This window comes from Billgrantia sp. Q4P2, assembly GCF_052806135.1.
In genome coordinates, this window is record NZ_JBRBAI010000012.1 from 78622 (window position 1) to 98017 (window position 19396).

The following is a 19396-nucleotide window of genomic DNA, read 5'->3' on the forward strand; positions in this document are numbered from 1 at the left end:
AATGTCTGCGCCCTACCATTTCCCGCTCTTCTCCACCAGCCTTAAGCCAGCGCGGGCTTTGCGTTAGAATCCCCCGCCCTGCTGCCGACGGAATCTTCTCCGACGGCAATCCGGGCATCGTATTCAGCATCGACCGAGGCATCATGAGCGACTTTTCACCCGGCCAGCGCTGGATCAGCGACGGCGAGGCCGACCTGGGCCTGGGCACCATCCTGAGTTGCGATCACCGTAGCGTCACCGTGCTGTTCGGCGCCAGCCAGGAAACCCGCACCTACAGCAGCCGCCAGGCACCGCTGACCCGCGTGGCCTTCGGCAGCGGCGATCGCATCCAGTCCGCCGAGGGCTGGAGCCTGACCGTCGACGACAGCAAGGAGGTCGACGGGCTGATCGTCTATATCGGCGAGGACGACCAGGGCGAGCTGCGCGAGCTGCCCGAGGCGCGACTGGCCGACACCATGCAGTTCGACCAGGCCCGTGACCGCCTGCTGACCGGCCAGGTCGACCGCAACGACTGGTTCGACCTGCGCTTCCGCACCCTGCACCATCATCATCGTATCGAGCAGAATCCGGCACTGGGCCTGGCCGGGCCGCGCATCGACCTGATCCCCCATCAGTTATACATCGCCGATGAAGTGGCCCGGCGCCACGCGCCCCGCGTCCTGCTGGCCGATGAGGTGGGGCTGGGCAAGACCATCGAGGCCGGCCTGATCCTGCATCGCATGCTGCTCACCGGGCGTGCCGAACGCGCCCTGATCCTGGTGCCGGCGAGCCTGACGCACCAGTGGCTGGTAGAGCTGCTGCGCCGCTTCGCCCTTGAGGTGACCCTGCTCGACGAGCAGCAGAGCCTGGCCCAGGCCGAGAGCAATCCGTTCGAGTCGGGCCAGTTGATCCTTGCCAGCCAGGACTGGCTGTTTGCCAACCCCCACCGCCAGTCGCAGGCCGCGGCCTGCGACTGGGACCTGCTGATCGTCGACGAGGCCCACCATCTCGACTGGGGCGCCGAACAGGTCGGCCCCGGCTATGCCTGCGTCGAGCGCCTGGCCAAGGCCGTGCCGGGCGTACTGCTGCTGACCGCCACCCCCGAGCAGATGGGCCTCGAGAGCCACTTCGCCCGTCTGCGCCTGCTCGACCCGGACCGCTACCACAGCCTCGACGCCTTCCGTGACGAGGAGCAGCACTACGTGGAGGTGGCCCAGGCCATCGACGCTTTGGAGCACCTGCCCGACGCTGGCGCCGAGGCTTGCGATAGCGTGGCTGCAGTGATCGACGAACCCGATAGCCTGGCCTTGCTCGATACCCTGGCCGATACGGAAAGCAGCCCCGAGCAGCGGGCCAGCGCTCGCGATCAACTGCGCGACCAACTGCTCGACCGCCATGGCACCGGTCGGGTGATGTTCCGCAACAGCCGACGTCACGTCGGCGGCTTTCCCGAACGCCGCCTGCACCTGGCGGAGCTTCCACTGCCCTCGGCCTACCGGCGGGTGTTGCGTAAGCTCGAGCGTGACGAAGACTATCTCGACGAGCTGCTGATCGATACCGGGCTCGACCACCCCGACGTGTTGATCTATCCCGACGCCACCTACCGCGAGCTGTCGGACGACCCACTCAACGCCGAGCCCTGGTGGCAGATCGACCCTAGAGTAAGTTGGCTGCTTGAGCACCTCGCCGAGGAGGGCGAGCAGGGCTTCGCCAACGACAAGGTACTGGTGATCGCCCATGACCGCGAGACCGCCCAAGGCCTGGCTGAGGCGCTCCGAGTGCTGGGAGGCATTCACGCTCCGGTGTTCCACGAGGGGCTGACGCTGGTGGAACGCGACCGCGCAGCGGCCGCCTTCGCCGATGAGGAGGAAGGCTGCCAGGTGCTGGTGTGCTCGGAGATCGGCTCGGAGGGACGCAATTTCCAGTTCTGTCGCCACCTGGTGATGTTCGACCTGCCGCAACACCCCGACCAGCTCGAGCAGCGCATCGGCCGACTCGACCGCATCGGCCAACGGCATACCATCGAGATCCACGTGCCGCTGTTCGAGGCCAGCCCCGGTCAGCGCCTGCTGCGCTGGTTCCGCGAAGGGATGGACGCTTTCGAGGCCCCCCACGGCGTTGGCAGCGAGCTGTTCGACGCCTTCGGCGATGCCCTGGCCGAGGCCCTGCTCGACGACGAGGCGCTGGAAGACGTCATCAATGAGACCCGCGCCCTGTTCGAAAACCGCCTATCCCAGCGCGACGCCGGCCGCAACCGCCTGCTCGAACTCAACGCCTGCCGCCCGGCCCGAGCAGAGGCAGTGGCGGCGGCGATTCGAGAACTCGACGACGACCCGGCGCTGCCGCGCTATCTCGACCAGGCGCTGGATATCTTCGGCGTCGACAGCCAGGAACTCGGCGGCGGCCTGCTGCACCTCCAGCCCAGCCCACAGATGCTCGACGGCCTGCCCGGACTGGCCAAGGGTGAGGAGGGCTTCACCGCTACTCTGTCGCGTGTCCGCGCGCTGGCTCGCGACGACGTGCAGCGCCTGTCATGGGAGCATCCGCTGCTGCGCGAGATGATGGGGCGCATCCTCGACGGCACCATGGGCAACACCGCCCTGGCACTGCTCAAGCATCCGGCGATCCCGGCCGGGCGATTGATGGTGGAGCTGGTCTTCCGCACCTACTGCCCGGCACCCAGGCGGCTGCACGTCAACCGCTTCCTGCCACCGACCGCGGTGCGCGTACTGCTCGATGAATCCGGTGCCGTACTCAGCGACAAAGTCTCCTTCACCGGCCTGGCGAAGAACTTGCAGAAGGTCAAGAAGGCCATGGCCCGGGACCTGATCCGTAGCCGTCACGACCAACTGCGCGAGCTACTCACCCAGGGCGAGCAAGAGGCCGAGCGTGAGCTGCCGAGCATCGTCGAGGCCGCCCAGGTACGTATGCGCCGGGAACTCGATGGCGAACTGGCTCGCCTGGAGGCCCTGGCACGCCTCAACCCGGCGGTACGCGAGGAGGAGCTAGAGGCCCTGCACCGCGAGCGCGACGAACTCGATGCCGCCATCGACGGCACGCGGCTACGGCTGGATGCGGTGCGGGTGATCGTCACGGTGGGTGAAGAGTCCCGCTGAGCCTGCACGTCAGCAAGTGCTGGACAGTTCAGCGCTTGCCGAGAATGTCGGCAAGCGCCTGCTCCAGTGTCGGGAAACGGAATTCGAAGCCGGCCTCGAGCAGGCGCGCCGGGCGCATGTCGGCACCGGTCAGCAGCAGGCGCGCCATCTCTCCAAAGGCAGTTTCCAGCACGATCGCCGGTACCGGCATGACGGCGGGGCGGTTGAGCTGCTTGGCCAGGGTGCGGGTGAACTCGGCGTTGGTGACCGGATGCGGCGCGCTGCCATTGAACGGTCCGTCGAGATCGTCGCGCTCGAGCAGGAACAGAATGCTGCGCACCAAGTCCTCGCGATGAATCCAGGGCATGAACTGGCTGCCGTCGCCAAAGCGCCCGCCCAGCCCCAGCTTGAACGGTGGCAGCATCTTCGCGAGGCTGCCGCCCCCCGTGTCCAGTACCAGGCCGGTACGCAGCAGTGCAACACGAGTCCCGAAGTCGGTCGCCTCGAGAGCGGTGTCCTCCCAGCGCTTGCACAGCCGATGAGCGAACTCGTCGTGGGGCGCCGTCTCTTCGGTAACCGCACGGCTTCCCTGGTCACCGTAATAGCCCATTGCCGAGCCCGACACCATGACCCTCGGAGCCTTGCCGCTGGCCTGCTCGAGCTGTTCACAGAGAATCACCAGGTCGCGGGTGACGTTGACCCGGGAATCGATCAGCCGGTTCTTCTGCTCGTCGCTCCAGCGCTTGGCGGCAATCGGCTCCCCGGCCAAGTTGACGATGGCCTGCGGTGACGAATCGACGAAATCGAGCACCGAGCGTCGCACGTCGGCCCCTTCAGGCAGCTTGCGCCTAGCAGCCTCGGGGTCGCGAGAAACCACCTGCAGACGATGACCCGCCTCCTTCAGGCGCAGGCACAGACGCTGGCCAACGAAACCGCTGCCTCCGGTAATCAAGACTCGCATTCGACTCCCTCCCGCATTCGGCCGCTTCGCAGCCACTCGTTATACAATCGTTGTACATATCTGCTATGCTGGCGGCAACCGGGCAACTCCGCGGCGCAAGTCGATACGCCTGTCCGGTCGCTCTACTTCGCGTTTCCGGGAGACCGCCATGTCCTACAGCCTGATCCTGCTCGCCCATGGCTCCAGCGACCCTGCTTGGCGAGCCCCCTTCGAGCGGTTCCACGAGGCCTTGGCCACACGCATGCAGGCGTCGTTGAAGCTGGCCTACATGGAGCTTAGCGAACCCTCGCTGGAAAGCAGCGTGGCCGAGCTCGCTTCGGCTGGCATTCGGCGTGCCGAAATCCTCCCCCTGTTCTTCGCCGCCGGCCGCCACCTGCGCAAGGACGTCCCGGCTCAGGTCGAGGCCCTGCGAAACGCGCATCCTGACGTCGAGCTGATATTGCTCCCCCCCGTTGGTGAGCACCCCGCCTTCATCGATGCCCTGGCCGCCGTGATTGCCGAACAGGCGGGAGAAGTACTGCCAACTTGAACATGACTGCCATCAGTTGTACATCGCTCGTTTAGCGTACAATATTCCTTGGCAGCGGGCCGCGGCAACGGCCACGGCCACGGCCACGGCCACGGCGACAGCTTCCACGAGGCCAGGACAACACAAGAGGCAGGCGAGCATGACCGAGAAGGCGGCCCATCCGGCCGACACACCGCTCTACCCCATCCGCGAGGTGTCACGCATTACCGGCGTCAATTCGGTCACCCTGCGCGCCTGGGAGCGTCGCTACGGCCTGATCCGCCCCCAGCGCACCCCCAAGGGTCATCGTCTCTATGCGCGTGAGGACATCGAGCGAGTCGAGCGCATCTTGCAATGGTTGAGCCGCGGCGTCCCGGTCAGTCAGGTCAAGGAACTCATCGACCAGCCGCAATCCGCACCAGCCACAGAGCCTGTCTCCGGCGACTGGCCCAGCCAGCAGCGTCAGTTGATGGCGGCCATCGAGGCCCTCGACCAGCCCCAGATGGAAACGCTCTTCACCCAGAGCCTGGCACTCTATCCCGTATCCACTTGCCTGATGGAGCTGTGGCAACCGGTGTTACGCGAACTCGAGGAGCACTGGGCCGACCAGCTCGGTGCCGCCCTGCAACGCCGTTACCTGGAGTCGTTCCTGCGCACCCGTATCGGTATCCGGCTCTACCACGCCAACCGACTGGCCCGCGGCCCCGTGCTGCTGATCGCCCCGCTGCCCGACGATCCCGGCACCCTGTGGCTGCTATTGGCGGCACTCGCCGCGAGCGACGCCGGCTACCAAGTGCAGCTAATGGACAGCGCCCTACCCTTCGGCGAACTGCCGCTAGCGGTCGAACGCCTGCATGCCGCCGCACTGATCCTGGTTAGCGGCCGTGCTGAGCGGGCTGATCTGATTCGTCGTCAGTTGCCTCGGCTGGCCGAACAGCTCGACGCCCCTCTCGCCCTGTGCGGGCCGGTCGCGCGTATTCGCAGCGGTGACCTGGCCGACAGCCTGGTGGAACTGCTTGGCGACGATCTGCCCTTGGCCATGGCCCGCATGCGCCCCTTGATTCTCGACCACTGAGCCCATCGCGAGGCAGTCGACCATGACCTGCACCCTGATGTGGTTTCGCAGCGACCTGCGCACTCATGACAATACGGCTCTCACCGCTGCCTCGAGCCGGGGCCCGGTGGTGGCCGTGTTCCTGCGCAGCGTTGCCCATTGGCAGCGCCATGGACACGGGGCCAACAAGCTCGACTTCTGGCATCGCGGTGTCGCCGCCCTGGGCGAGACCCTGACAGGTATCGGCATTCCGCTGCTGCATCGCGACATCGACGACTTCGATCAGGCGCCGGCTACGCTGCTCGACATTGCCCGCGAGGTCGGTGCCACCGAGCTGCACTTCAACCACGAATATCCGCTCGACGAGCAGCGCCGCGACCGAGCGGTGACCGCGGCCTTCCACCAGGCCGGTCTCACGGCCACAGGTCACCACGATGCCGTGGCCTTCGCCCCCGGCGAGCTGCTCACCGGCAAGGGCGACTTCTACAGCGTTTTCACACCTTTTGCCCGCGCCTGGCAGCGTAAGCTGACGGCACAGCGCCTGGCCCTGCGCGATCGGCCTCTGCCCCAGTCGCCGCTAGCCATCGAGAGCGAGCCCATTCCCCCCTCGCCCCCGCTCGATGAAGCTCCGATCAATGTCACGTACTGGCCTGCCGGCGAAGCGGCCGCCGCCGACCGCCTGGAGCGCTTCCTGAGCTTCCGCGCACGCCACTATGCGCAGCAGCGCGACTTCCCCTCCACTTCCGGCACCAGCGAACTCTCGCCCTACCTGGCGCTCGGCATGGTCTCGCACCGCCAGTGCCTGCAGGCCGCGCTGAACGTAAACGACGGCAGCCTGGCCGAGGGTGATCAGGGACTCGTCGCTTGGGTCAACGAACTGGTGTGGCGGGAGTTCTATCAGCACGTGGCGGCGGGCTTCCCGAGGGTCTGTCGTCACCGCGCCTTCCAGCAGCACACCGAGGCGTTGGTCTGGCGCGATGACGAGGCCGGCTTTCGCGCCTGGTGCGAGGGTCGTACGGGTTACCCGATCGTCGATGCGGCCATGCGCCAGCTGGTCCGCACCGGCTGGATGCACAACCGTTTGCGCATGATCGCCGCGATGTTCCTGAGCAAGCATCTGCTAGTCGACTGGCGTCGTGGCGAGGCGTTCTTCCTGCGTCATCTGGTGGACGGCGAGTTCTGCGCCAACAACGGCGGCTGGCAGTGGGCCGCTTCCACCGGCACCGATGCCGCGCCCTATTTTCGCATCTTCAATCCCACCACCCAGTCCCATCGCTTCGATGCGGGCGGTCGTTTCATCGCCGAGTTCGTGCCCGAACTGGCCGAGCTGCCGGCACGGGATCGTCATGCCCCCAGTGATGCTCAGCGAACCGACACCGGCTACCCGCCGCCCATCGTCGACCACAAGGCGGCACGCATCCGGGCGCTGGACGCCTTCAAGGCATTGTCACCTCCCGCCTAGAAACTCCGCCTTGGAGTGACAATGTCGACGATGCAACAAATCAGCCGGCTAAGTCGTGGGCTCGGCACACAGCATCAAGCCCGCCGAGTCCGACGGGCGGGCCTGCCACTGCGCTTCGATCACCTCGGCCGGCCCCGGCCGTGCATAGAGATAGCCTTGCACCAATCGACAGCCGGCCTCGCGCAGGAAATCGAGCTGGCCCTGGGTCTCCACGCCTTCGGCCACCACGTCGAGCCCCAACCCCCTCGCCATCGCCAGCACGGCACTGACGATGGCGGCATCGGCAGGATCGTCAGGCAGCGAGCGGATGAAGGCGCGATCGAGCTTGAGCTTGTCCAGCGGCAGGTTCTTCAGGTAGCTCAACGACGAGTAGCCCATGCCGAAGTCGTCGATGGCAATACGATGGCCCTTGGCGCGCAGCGCCTCCAGCCGCGGCACGATATCGCCTGCGCGCTCGTCGAGCAGCACCGACTCCGTCAGCTCCAGGCCCAGTTGGGGCGGCTCGATGCCGTGTCTCGCCAGGCCCGCCGATAGTGCCGTTTCGAGCTCGCCCTGGAACATCTGGATGGCCGAAATATTGATCCACACGGGTAGTTGGGGCAGGCCCAGCTCGCGCCAGCGCGACATCTGCGCCAACGCCTCGTCGATCACCCAGTTACCCAGTGGCCCCATCAGTCCGTGGCGCTCGGCCAACGGGATGAAGTCAGCCGGCGACACCATGCCATGCTCGGGGTGCCGCCAGCGCAGCAGCGCCTCCATGCCGACCACGGCACCATCCATGATGCGGTGCTGGGTCTGGTAGTGCAGTTCGAGCTGGTCGCCATTGGCCAAGGCATCGCGCAGGCCATAGACCAGCGTCATGTGGGGCGAATTCTGTACGTCGAGTGCCGGCCGGAAGCGCTGGCTGACGTTGCGCCCATGGCGCTTGGCCGAGTAGAGCGCCGACTCCAGCCGCTGAAACAGCACGCCGGAATCCCTGCCATCCTCAGGAGCACGACAGCTGCCGATGGAGAGTCCCAGGCGCAGGGTCTTGCTGCCCAGCTCGAAGGGTTCACCCAGGTGCTGGCGCAGCTCGGCGATCCATTTCTCATGATCGTCGAAAGTCGTGGTGCGGATCACCAGGAACTCGTCGCCCCCCAACCGGCCCACGACGCCGCCGGCCGCATGGCGGGCCAGGCGCTGGCCGAAGCGGGCCAGCAGTCGGTCGCCCTGCTCCACACCGAGGCTGTCGTTGACCGACTTGAAGCCGTCGATATCGATGATTGCCATGTCGAGACTCTCGCCGGCCCGCAGGTGGCGCAGACGCGAGGTCATCAAGTCATGCAAGCGGCGGCGGTTGGGCAGCCCGGTGAGTGGATCCTCGAAGCCGATGCGCCGCAGATCCTGCTCTCGGGCCTTGTGCACCGAAATATCGGTGAAAGTACCGACGTAATGGCTGATACGGCCGCGGCTGTCGACGACCGCCTTGACCCGCAGCCACTCGGGAAATTCGTCGCCCTGCTTGCGCCGGTTCCAGATCTCCCCCTCCCAGCGTCCCTTGCTGTGCAGGGTCTGCCAGAAACGCTTGAAGAAAGCCGGATCGTGACGCGCTGCGGCCAGGTTGGCCGCATTGAGCCCGCGCACCTCGTCTTCGGTGAAGCCGGTGATGCGGGTGAAGGCCGGATTGACGGCCAGGATACGATTCTCGGCATCGGTGATCTGGACGCCCTCTTCGGAGAGCATCAGCGCCTGCTGCATTAGATCGGCATGCTGACGCTCGCGCTTTATCTGGCGCCAGGCGACCACCAGTCCCACCGCGACGATGATGACCGCGGCCACTCGCAAGCCTGGGCTGGGCAGCCAAATACAGGCCGGCAGCGCTACCATGGCAGCCCAGATCAAGGGGCGATTCAATGCGAAGGATGGCCGCATGTGATGTCCCGACGTGACGGATATGAGAGAAAAGTTGCGCCCATGCTGTGCATCGACCCTACCTAGAGTATCGACACTTGGCGACGACACTTTAATCGTTGGCGCCAGTTGCGTCATGCCTGACGTGCAATCATGGGCCTCGGCCATTAGACTAGGCAGGGCTGCCCGGGCGGGTTGGCTCTTTGTGCCATGCTGCCTCCGCACTGCACGCGGAAGGGCCCATTACAACTGCGACTCGGAACGACTCAGTGACCAAGCAACACTCTTTCGAACGCGAAGAACTGCTGGCATGTAGCCGCGGCGAGCTATTCGGCCCCGGCAACGCACAGCTGCCGGCACCCAACATGTTGATGCTCGACCGTATCACGCGCATCCATGAACAGGGCGGCCAATCCAACAAGGGCGAGCTGATCGCCGAGCTGGATATCCATCCCGACCTGTGGTTCTTCGATTGCCACTTCCCCGGCGATCCAGTCATGCCTGGCTGCCTGGGCCTCGATGCCATGTGGCAGTTGGTGGGCTTCTACCTGGGCTGGCTCGGCCATCCGGGTCGTGGCCGCGCCCTGGGCTGTGGAGAGGTCAAGTTCACCGGCCAGATCCTGCCCGAGGCCGACAAGGTCACCTACCATATTCATATCAAGCGCATCATCACCCGGCGCCTGATCCTCGGTATCGCCGATGGCACCTTGTCGGTCGATGGCCGCGAAATCTACCAGGCGAATGACCTTCGGGTCGGCCTGTTCACCTCTACCGCGAATTTCTGAAACAGGAGGCTTCCATGCGACGAGTGGTGGTCACCGGTCTGGGCATCGTATCCTGCCTGGGCAACGACTCGCAGACGGTCGTCGAGGCGCTCAGGAATGGGCGCTCGGGCATTCGCTTCAAGGAGGAATACGCCGAGCGCGGCTTTCGCAGCCAGGTCGCGGGGGTCGTGGACATCGACCTCGATGCGCTGATCGACCGCAAGCTGCGCCGGTTCATGGGCGATGCCGCGGCCTATGCCTATGTGAGCATGGCCCAGGCCATCGAGGACTCGGGCCTCAGCCCCGAGCAGGTCTCCAGCGAACGTACGGGGTTGATCGCCGGCTCCGGCGGCGCCTCCAGCGCCAACCAGGTCGAGGCTGCCGACGTGATGCGCGAGAAGGGGCTGCGCCGGGTAGGCCCCTACCGGGTCACGCGCACCATGGGCAGCACCGTCTCGGCGTGCCTGGCCACGCCGTTCAAGATCAAGGGCGTCAACTATTCGATCTCCTCCGCCTGTGCCACCTCGGCCCACTGCATCGGCAGCGCCATGGAGCAGATCCAGATGGGCAAGCAGGACATCGTCTTCGCCGGCGGCGGCGAGGAGGAGCACTGGACGCTGTCGTGCCTGTTCGACGCCATGGGCGCCCTGACGACCCAGTACAACGACACGCCCGAGAAGGCCTCGCGCCCCTATGACAAGGCTCGCGACGGCTTCGTCATCGCCGGCGGTGGCGGCATGCTGGTGCTCGAGGAGCTGGAGCACGCCAAGGCCCGCGGGGCGAAGATCTATGCCGAACTGGTCGGCTACGGCGCCACCTCTGACGGCCATGACATGGTCGCTCCCTCCGGCGAGGGCGCAGTGCGCTGCATGCGTCAGGCACTGGCAGGTGTCGACGGCAAGATCGACTACATCAATACCCACGGCACCTCCACGCCGGTGGGCGACGTCGCCGAGCTCAAGGCGATCCGTGAGGTCTTCGGCGACAGTACGCCGCCGATGAGTTCCACCAAGTCGCTGACCGGCCACTCGCTGGGTGCCACCGGGGTGCAGGAGACGATCTACTCGCTGCTGATGATGGAGCACGACTTCATCGCCGCCTCGGCCAACGTCGATGAACTCGACGATCAGGCCGCCGGCTTCGATATCGTCACCCATATGCGCGATGGCGTCAGCGTCGATCGCGTGCTTTCCAACAGCTTCGGCTTCGGCGGTACCAACGCCTGCCTGGTGCTGCAGCGCTACCGCGACTAGATGAGCCTGCTGGATAATGCAGAAGGCGCCCCTCGGGGCGCCTTCTGCGTTTTCGGCTCGATCACGCTCGCGTATCGCTCTGGCTGGAAGTCGTCGCCACCGCCGGCTTGGCCTCGACCGGCCGTGGAACTTCGGATATCTCGGCCAGGCGTGCCTCGATCCAGGCTTCGACCTCGGCCAACACCTCCTCCGGCGTACGATCGGAAGTAGCGATAGGCTCACCCACCACCACGTTGAGTACACCCGGGTTCTTGACCCAGTGGCGCCCCGGCCAGCGCTCACCGGCGTTATGCGCGACGGGCACTACAGGTACACCTGCACGACAGGCGATAACGGCCCCGCTCTTGTTGTAACGGCGCCGCTGCCCCGGGTCCACCCGGGTGCCCTCGGGAAAGATAAGCACCGACAGCCCCTCCTTCAGACGCACCACGCCTTGGCTCAGCACTTGTCGCATGGCCCGCGCCGGCTTCGAGCGGTCCAGCGCAATGGGATGCAGCAGCCGTAGTCCCCAGCCGAATAGCGGGATACGCAGTAGCTCCTGCTTGAGCACCGTGCACACCGGCGGCTTGAGAATCTGCAGGAAGATGGTCTCCCACTCGCACTGATGGTTGGCCAGGATCACGCACGGTCCCTTCGGCAGCCGCTCCTTGCCACTCACTCGATAGGTCACGCCACAAGTCCAGCGAAACCAGGCGGTGATGAAATGGTTGTAGAGATTGAGCAGGCGATAGCGTGCCGGTAGCGCCAGTAGCGGAGCCACGGGCAGCAACAGCGCACCGAAGACCAGGATGGCGAGAAAGTAGCCGACGTAGAACAGTAGGCTGCGCAGCACATTCATGAGGTGGAGCCGCCCTCTTCATCGCTCATGACAGCACGCCGTGCCTGGCACCAGTCGTCGAGCAGACGGCCCACTTCCAGTCGCCAGGGCTTCTGGTGCACGCCAAAGGCTTCCAACACACGTCGGCAGTTGAGCACCCGGCGTAGTGGCTGGTCGTGATGGTGCTTGAGCGCCTTCACCTCGCCCAGTGCCACCTGTTCGCCCAGCCCCTCGAGTCGCGTCGAGAGCTGGGTGCGTACCATGGAAGTGAAGGTATAGGCACTGACAGGCTCCGTACCCGCCAGATGATAGGCGCCCCAGGCACTGGAACCACACGAGAGCTGGTGCAGCATGCCAACCAGCGCCATGGCCACGGCATCTGCCGAAGTGGGGCAGAAGATCACGTCCTGTGCCGCCCGCACCTCATCCCCAGCCACCAGGCTGTCGATCACGCCGTTGAGCCAGGCGTGCCCGCCCTCGAGGGCGAATAGCGGCCCCAGCCGCACGATCAGATGTCGTGGATGACTCCCACGGATGCGATCGCCAATAGCGATCAGTCGCCTGAGGCTCTCGTCGCGTGGCGCCGGGATCACATGTTCATCGATGGGCGTCTCGAAGCCATCCTGATAGAGCTGGTCGGAAACGCACCACACCAGCGGTGTGTCGGTTTCACGGCACGCCGCCAGGCAGGCATCGACGCCCTCGCCATGAGCGACCACGGCCGCCGGCTCGATCTCCATCGGTGCCGACAGCGGCGGAATGACCACCGCCGCCGGTGCCAGCTCACGCAACATGGCTGCATCGATCTTCAAACCGGGCTCGATGACGAGTTCGGTATCACTGCGGCGGTGCACCAACCTGGCTATTGCCAGGTTGAGGCAGTGGCCGGCATCCAGTACCAACAGCTTCACGCAATAGCCTCCGGCAGCCTCGGTCGGCTAGCGTCAGAACGGGATTTCGTCGTCGAAATCGTCGAAGCTGCCCGGATCGGGCGCGCCGTAGTTACTCTGTTTCTGCCCCCCCTGCTGGGGCTGGCCGCCCGGCGCCGGGCGCTGCTGGGGTTGTGGGGGCTGCTGACCGCCGCCATAGCCGCCCTGCTGGGGCGCATTGCCGAAGCCACCGCCCTGAGCGGGAGCACCATAGCCGCCCTGCTGCGGCGCAGGCGCGCCTTGGGGAGCGCTATAGCCGCCCTGCTGCTGGGGCATGCCCGCTCCCGGCTGGCCGCCGAAGTCACCGCTGCGGGTATCGAGCATCTGCATGTCGTTACACACGATCTCGGTGGTGTAGCGATCCTGACCGTCCTGCCCCTGCCACTTACGCGTTTGCAGGCGTCCCTCGAGATAGACCCTCGACCCCTTCTTCAGATACTGCTGGGCGATCTCAGCCAGTCGATTGAAAAGCACCACCGAATGCCACTCGGTACGCTCCTGGCGCTGGCCGCTTTGCTTGTCGGTCCAGGTGTCGGTAGTAGCGACGCGCAGGTTGGCGACGGGACTGCCGGACGGCATGAAACGAACCTCGGGATCCTGCCCAAGGTTGCCGATGAGAATGACCTTGTTGACACCACGGGCCATGCTGGACTCCCTCTGTAGTAATATGTGCATTGTCATAAACGGCCTTCCAGGCCTGCGCCTGTCGGCCGGCTAGTCGCCCTCGTGGCGACTCGAACGGATCAGACGTGCCAGCGCCTCCTCGTCGAGGCGACGCCGATCCACCTTAAGATACGCCACTCGCTCCTCGGGAACGACCATCACGTCCTCAACGCCGGCTACCTCGGCAAAGCTCGCCATCAGGGTCTCGAATGCATCCTCGTGATGCTCGCCATCCAGCGCCACCACCTCGCTCGAGAGGTGCGGCGGCGCCGGCATGCCGAGCATCAGCAGCCACCAGATGCCGGCGAGCACGGCGCTGCCGACGAACACCGCTGGAAGCCCCCAATGCTGGGCCAGCAGGCCGCCCAGTACGCCGCCGAGGAAGGCGCCCAGGAACTGGCTGGTGGAATAGACGCCCATCGCCGTGCCCTTGGCCCCGGCCGGCGCCAGCTTGCTGAGCATCGATGGTAGCATCGCCTCGAGCAGGTTGAAGGCAATGAAGAACAGCAGCAGCCAGGCGAACAGCGCCCAGCCGCCACCGAATCCGGCCAGGCCGGCGAGGCTAACGGTAATGGCGGCGATCGCCGCCAGGCTCATGCCCTTCATGAGCTGGCGCTTCTCGGCTACGACTACCAGGGGCACCATGCCAACGAAGGCCAGCGCCATGATACCGAGATAGGTGAGGCCATGGCGCTCCGCCTCGATGCCCGCCTCGACCAGGCGGAACGGCACGGCGACGAAGATCGCCATCAGCACCAGGTGCAGGAAGAAGATCGACAGGTCGAGCCGCCACAGGTCGGCACGGGTGAGGGTCGCCGCCAGCTGCTGACGATCGATGCCCACGTCGCGATGGCGCAGCCGGCGCGGCGCCGGCGGCACCAGCTTCCACAATACCAACAGACCCAATCCGGCAAGCAGGGCGGTGAACCAGAATACCGAGGAAAGACCGAACGCCGCCGCCAGCCAGGGGCCAACCACCATGGCCACGGCGAACGCCACGCCAATGGAAAGTCCGATGGTGGCCATGGCGGCAGTACGCACCTGCTCGCGGGTCTGGTCGGCCAGCAGCGCCATGATCGCCGCGGCGACTGCCCCACTGCCCTGCAGGCAGCGCCCCAGGATCACCCCGCCAATGGTATCGGCGGACGCCGCCACCACACTGCCAAGCAGGAACAGCACAAGCCCGCCGGCGATCACCGGCTTGCGGCCCAGGCGGTCGGAAAGCAGGCCGAAGGGGATCTGCAGCACCGCCTGGGTCAGCCCATACACCCCCAGCGCCAGGCCCACCAGCAGCGGCGTGGCACCGGCCAGCTCGTCGGCATACAGCGCCAGCACCGGCAACACCATGAATAGCCCCAGCATGCGCGTGGCATACAGGCCGGCCAAGCCGGTAATGGCGCGCCGTTCGGAGGCTAGCAGCAGTCCAGAGACCTTGCGCATAGGGAGTGAGACGCTTCCATGGGTAGGCGGGCCGGAGCCCTTCGATGAGCCGACTATTCTAACGATTCCGGGCCCTGCAGGAAACGTCCCGACCGGCGGCGCTTTGGCGCGCAGTCGGCCGCGGGCGTATAATCGAGGTTTTGCCGAGCGCCATGAGGTGTGAATGGACAGGATCGTGGTCAGGGGTGCGCGCACCCACAACCTCAAGCAGATCGACGTCGAGCTGCCCCGCGACAGCCTGATCGTGGTCACCGGGCTTTCGGGCTCGGGCAAGTCGTCGCTGGCCTTCGACACGCTCTACGCCGAAGGCCAGCGCCGTTACGTGGAGTCGCTCTCCACCTATGCCCGACAGTTCCTCTCGATGATGGAGAAGCCCGACGTCGATCACATCGAGGGTTTGTCGCCGGCGATCTCCATCGAACAGAAGTCCACCTCCCACAATCCACGCTCCACCGTCGGCACCATTACCGAGATCTACGACTACCTGCGCCTGCTGTTCGCTCGTGCCGGCACGCCGCGCTGCCCCGAGCACGGCGAGGAACTCGAGGCCAGCACCATCTCGCAGATGGTCGACCAGGTGCTGGCTCTGCCCGAGGGCAGCAAGCTGATGCTGCTGGCGCCCGTGGTCAAGGGGCGCAAGGGAGAACACCTGCAGCTGCTCGCCGAGCTGCGCGCCCAGGGCTTCGTTCGGGTGATGATCAATGGCCAGGCACTGGAACTCGACGACATCGCCCCGCTCGACAAGAACAAGAAGCACGACATCAGCGTGGTGGTGGATCGCATCAAGGTACGCGAGGGACTGGCCCAGCGCCTGGCGGAATCGTTCGAGACCGCACTCACCTTGGCCGATGGCATTGCCGTGGTGCACTTCATGGATGGCGAGGCCGAGGACATCACCTTCTCGGCACGCTTCGCCTGCCCGGTATGCGGCTACGCCATCGCCGAGCTCGAGCCGCGCATGTTCTCGTTCAACAACCCGGCCGGCGCCTGCCCCACCTGCGACGGTCTCGGCGTGCAGCAGGTCTTCGACCCCGACAAGCTCATCAGTCACCCGGAGCTGTCACTCGCCGAAGGCGTGATCAAGGGCTGGGACCGGCGCAGCGTCTACTACTTCAGCCAGTTGCAGGCAGTGGCCGACCATTACCGCTTTACCCTCGAGACACCTTGGCAGGATCTCGCCCGCCACGAGAAGGACGTCATCCTCTACGGCAGCGGCGACGACGAGATCGCCTTCAGCTACGTCAACGACCGCGGCCGCCGCGTGACCCGCGAGCACCCCTTCGAGGGCGTGCTGCCCAATATGCAGCGGCGCTATCGCGAAACCGAATCGAGCATGGTCCGCGAGGAGCTGGCCCGCTACATCGCCGACCGCCCCTGCCCCAGCTGCCACGGCTCACGCCTGCGCAAGGAGGCTCGCCACGTCTTCATCGATGAGCACACCCTGCCGCAAATCGTGCAGTTACCAATCGGCGAGGCGTGGGACTACTTCCAGCGCCTGGCCCTACCCGGACGCAAGGGCGAGATCGCCCAGAAAGTGATCAACGAGATCCACGCCCGACTGGAGTTCCTGGTCAACGTCGGCCTCGACTACCTCAACCTGGAACGCAGCGCCGAGACTCTCTCAGGCGGCGAGGCCCAGCGCATCCGCCTGGCGAGCCAGATCGGCGCCGGCCTGGTGGGCGTCATGTACATCCTCGACGAGCCCTCCATCGGCCTGCATCAGCGTGACAACGACCGCCTGCTCAAGACCTTGATCCACCTGCGCGACCTGGGCAACACGGTGATCGTGGTGGAACACGACGAGGATGCCATCCGCGCCGCCGACCACGTGCTCGATATCGGCCCCGGCGCCGGCGTCCACGGCGGTCGCATCGTCGCCCAGGGCACGCCCGAAGCCGTCATGGCAAGTCATGACTCGCTTACCGGCCAGTACCTCTCCGGCAAGCGGCGTATCGAGGTACCCAAGTGGCGCATTCCCGGCAACCCGGAGAAGCAACTGCGTCTGACCGGCGCCCACGGCAACAACCTGCGCAACATCAGCCTGACCCTGCCGCTGGGGCTGTTCATCTGCGTCACCGGCGTCTCCGGCTCGGGCAAGTCGACGCTGATCAACTCGACGCTGATGCCGATCGCCGCCCGTGAGCTCAACCATGCCACCACCCTGACGCCGGCGCCCTATGCGCACATCGAAGGGCTCGACCAGCTCGACAAGGTGATCGACATCGACCAGAGCCCCATCGGCCGCACGCCGCGCTCCAATCCGGCCACCTACACCGGCATCTTCACACCGATTCGTGAACTCTTCGCCGGCACCCAGGAGGCACGCTCGCGGGGCTACAAGCCGGGCCGCTTCAGCTTCAACGTCAAGGGCGGGCGCTGCGAGGCGTGCCAGGGCGAGGGCATGATCAAGGTCGAGATGCACTTCCTGCCCGACATCTACGTGCCCTGCGACGTATGCAAGGGCAAGCGCTACAACCGCGAGACGCTGGAGATCGCCTACAAGGGCAAGAGCATCGACGAGGTGCTGGAGATGACCGTCGAGGAGGCACTGGAGTTCTTCAGCCCGGTGCCGGCCATTGCCCGCCGCCTGCAGACCCTGCTCGACGTGGGGCTCTCCTACATCCGCCTGGGACAAAGCGCCACCACCCTCTCAGGTGGCGAGGCGCAGCGGGTCAAGCTGGCCCGCGAGCTGGCCAAGCGCGACACCGGCAAGACGCTCTACATCCTCGACGAGCCGACCACCGGATTGCACTTCGAGGACATTCGCCAGCTGCTCGCCGTGCTCCATCGCCTGCGCGACCACGGCAACACCATCGTGGTGATCGAACACAACCTGGACGTGATCAAGACCGCCGACTGGATCGTCGACCTCGGCCCCGAGGGCGGCTCGGGCGGTGGCCGTATCATCGCCGAAGGCACGCCGGAACAGGTGGCCGAGATGGAGGCCTCCCACACCGGGCGCTTCCTGAAGCCGCTGCTGGAGCGGGCCAAGAGCCAGCAGGCCGAGCCAGCAACCTCCAAGTAGCATGACCGGACGCGAAAAAAACCCGGCTTCGTGAGAAGCCGGGTTTTTCGTATTGCTACAGCACTGCCGGGCCAGGCCCGCCGCCGGGGATCACTCCTCGGTGGCGGCTTCCTCGGCCTCCTCGACGACCGGACGGTCGACGAGTTCGACGAAGGCCATGGGGGCGTTGTCGCCGGTGCGGAAACCGCACTTGAGGATACGGACGTAACCGCCCGGACGCTCGACGTAACGCGGACCCAGCTCGTTGAAGAGCTTGCCGACCGCTTCCTTCGAGCGGGTACGGCTGAAGGCCAGACGACGGTTGGCAACACTGTCCTGCTTGGCCAGGGTAATCAGCGGCTCGATGACGCGACGCAGCTCCTTGGCCTTGGGCAGGGTTGTCTTGATCACTTCGTGCTCGATCAGCGACACGCTCATGTTCTTGAACATGGCCTGGCGATGCGAGCTGGTACGATTCAGGTGACGACCACTCTTACGATGACGCATGGTTGTGATTCCTTACCAAACTGGGACTCGAGTCGACGCTCACGCGGAGGCCTTGTCGTCCTTCAGGCTCGCCGGCGGCCAATTCTCCAGCCGCATGCCAAGGGAAAGACCGCGCGCAGCCAACACGTCCTTGATTTCGTTCAAAGACTTCTTGCCGAGGTTCGGCGTCTTCAGCAGCTCGACTTCGGTGCGCTGAATCAGATCGCCGATGTAGTAGATATTCTCGGCCTTCAGGCAGTTGGCACTGCGGACGGTCAACTCGAGATCGTCTACGGGACGCAGCAGGATGGGATCGACGTGATCCTCTTCCTCCACGACCTCCTGCTCCTTGTCGGCTTCCAGGTCGACGAACGCGGCCAGCTGCTCCTGCAGGATGGTCGCGCTGCGACGGATCGCCTCTTCTGGATCCAGGGTGCCGTCGGTTTCCAAGTCGATGATCAGCTTGTCGAGGTCGGTACGCTGCTCGACACGCGCCGCATCGACGGCATAGGAGACGCGCCGCACGGGGCTGAAGGTGGCATCCAACTGCAGGCGACCGATGGCGCGCGACTCGTCGTCGGCACCAACGCGGGCATCCGCCGGCTCATAGCCACGACCGCGAGCGATCTTGAGCTGCATCTTGAGCTCGGCGCCTTCATTGACGTGGGCGATGACATGCTCAGGGTTGACGATCTCGACGTCGTGATCGAGGACGATGTCGCCCGCGGTCACCACGGCCGGGCCCTGCTTGTTCAGCGAGAGCACCGCCTCGTCGCGACTGTGCATGCGGATGGCCACGTCCTTGAGGTTCAGAAGAATCTCGATGACGTCTTCCTGAACACCCTCGATCGCGCTGTATTCATGCTCGACACCCGAGATCTCGACTTCCACCACGGCACAGCCGGGCATGGACGAGAGCAGAATGCGACGCAGCGCATTGCCCAGGGTATGGCCAAAGCCACGCTCGAACGGCTCGAGCACGATCTTCGCGTGATGCGCGCTGATCTCTTCGACCTTGATATCGCGCGGACGGAGAAACTCTGTCACTGAACGCTGCATAACTACACCTTTGAGGCTGCCTAACGGTTACT

General features: G+C 65.4%; 15 protein-coding genes. 7 read left to right on the plus strand and 8 right to left on the minus strand.

The window, feature by feature from the left end:
• Positions 1–143: 143 nt before the first annotated feature.
• Positions 144–3095, plus strand: a complete 2952-nt coding sequence (gene rapA, locus ACUY1T_RS18490) for an RNA polymerase-associated protein RapA (RefSeq protein ID WP_446025047.1) — start codon at positions 144–146, stop codon at positions 3093–3095.
• A gap of 28 nt (positions 3096–3123) precedes the next feature.
• Here the strand turns inward: rapA and ACUY1T_RS18495 are convergent, their stop codons facing one another.
• Positions 3124–4035, minus strand: a complete 912-nt coding sequence (locus tag ACUY1T_RS18495; RefSeq protein WP_446025048.1) for a TIGR01777 family oxidoreductase — start codon at positions 4033–4035, stop codon at positions 3124–3126.
• Between the two features lie 148 nt (positions 4036–4183).
• Here ACUY1T_RS18495 and ACUY1T_RS18500 point away from each other — a divergent pair, with 148 nt between their 5' ends.
• The 3 genes from ACUY1T_RS18500 (at position 4184) to phrB (ending at position 7059) form a co-directional block, all read left to right on the plus strand.
• Entirely contained in the window at positions 4184–4564 is a 381-nt protein-coding gene (locus tag ACUY1T_RS18500; RefSeq protein WP_446025049.1) for a sirohydrochlorin chelatase, read from the plus strand.
• A gap of 139 nt (positions 4565–4703) precedes the next feature.
• On the plus strand, positions 4704–5618 hold the full coding sequence (locus ACUY1T_RS18505) for a MerR family transcriptional regulator (protein ID WP_446025050.1): 915 nt from the start codon (positions 4704–4706) through the stop codon (positions 5616–5618).
• Positions 5619–5640: 22 nt separating this feature from the next.
• Positions 5641–7059, plus strand: coding sequence for a deoxyribodipyrimidine photo-lyase (gene phrB, locus ACUY1T_RS18510; RefSeq protein ID WP_446025051.1), 1419 nt, complete (start codon positions 5641–5643; stop codon positions 7057–7059).
• A gap of 48 nt (positions 7060–7107) precedes the next feature.
• On the opposite strand, the gene ACUY1T_RS18515 is transcribed toward phrB, so the two are convergent.
• Positions 7108–8970: a putative bifunctional diguanylate cyclase/phosphodiesterase gene (locus tag ACUY1T_RS18515; protein WP_446025052.1), complete on the minus strand. Its 1863-nt coding sequence runs from the start codon at positions 8968–8970 to the stop codon at positions 7108–7110.
• Between the two features lie 248 nt (positions 8971–9218).
• Here ACUY1T_RS18515 and fabA point away from each other — a divergent pair, with 248 nt between their 5' ends.
• Positions 9219–9734, plus strand: coding sequence for a 3-hydroxyacyl-[acyl-carrier-protein] dehydratase FabA (gene fabA / locus ACUY1T_RS18520; RefSeq protein WP_446025053.1), 516 nt, complete (start codon positions 9219–9221; stop codon positions 9732–9734).
• A gap of 14 nt (positions 9735–9748) precedes the next feature.
• Positions 9749–10966, plus strand: coding sequence for a beta-ketoacyl-ACP synthase I (fabB, locus tag ACUY1T_RS18525; RefSeq protein ID WP_446025054.1), 1218 nt, complete (start codon positions 9749–9751; stop codon positions 10964–10966).
• A gap of 61 nt (positions 10967–11027) precedes the next feature.
• Here fabB and ACUY1T_RS18530 read toward each other — a convergent pair whose 3' ends face one another.
• The 4 genes from ACUY1T_RS18530 to ACUY1T_RS18545 all read right to left on the minus strand — a co-directional run bounded on the left by ACUY1T_RS18530 (position 11028) and on the right by ACUY1T_RS18545 (position 14815).
• Positions 11028–11804 (minus strand): lysophospholipid acyltransferase family protein, encoded by a 777-nt coding sequence (locus tag ACUY1T_RS18530; RefSeq protein WP_446025055.1) that lies wholly within the window; start codon positions 11802–11804, stop codon positions 11028–11030.
• A complete protein-coding gene (locus ACUY1T_RS18535; RefSeq protein ID WP_446025056.1) occupies positions 11801–12694 on the minus strand; it encodes a sugar nucleotide-binding protein in 894 nt (297 codons plus the stop codon). Before ACUY1T_RS18535 ends, ACUY1T_RS18530 begins: the two co-directional genes overlap by 4 nt.
• Before the next feature lie 33 nt (positions 12695–12727).
• Positions 12728–13357, minus strand: coding sequence for a single-stranded DNA-binding protein (locus ACUY1T_RS18540; protein WP_446025057.1), 630 nt, complete (start codon positions 13355–13357; stop codon positions 12728–12730).
• A 69-nt stretch (positions 13358–13426) separates the two neighbouring features.
• Positions 13427–14815 carry an MFS transporter gene (locus ACUY1T_RS18545; protein ID WP_446025058.1) on the minus strand — a complete coding sequence of 463 codons (1389 nt, stop codon included), beginning with the start codon at positions 14813–14815 and terminating at the stop codon, positions 13427–13429.
• A 163-nt stretch (positions 14816–14978) separates the two neighbouring features.
• Between ACUY1T_RS18545 and uvrA the strand changes: the two genes are divergently transcribed.
• Positions 14979–17840 (plus strand): excinuclease ABC subunit UvrA, encoded by a 2862-nt coding sequence (uvrA, locus tag ACUY1T_RS18550; RefSeq protein ID WP_446025059.1) that lies wholly within the window; start codon positions 14979–14981, stop codon positions 17838–17840.
• Between the two features lie 90 nt (positions 17841–17930).
• On the opposite strand, the gene rplQ is transcribed toward uvrA, so the two are convergent.
• The gene (rplQ, locus tag ACUY1T_RS18555) at positions 17931–18326 is read right to left on the minus strand and encodes a 50S ribosomal protein L17 (RefSeq protein ID WP_228574987.1); all 396 of its coding nucleotides are present in this window, start codon (positions 18324–18326) and stop codon (positions 17931–17933) included.
• Between the two features lie 39 nt (positions 18327–18365).
• Positions 18366–19364: a DNA-directed RNA polymerase subunit alpha gene (locus ACUY1T_RS18560; RefSeq protein WP_411796749.1), complete on the minus strand. Its 999-nt coding sequence runs from the start codon at positions 19362–19364 to the stop codon at positions 18366–18368.
• Positions 19365–19396: the final 32 nt, after the last annotated feature.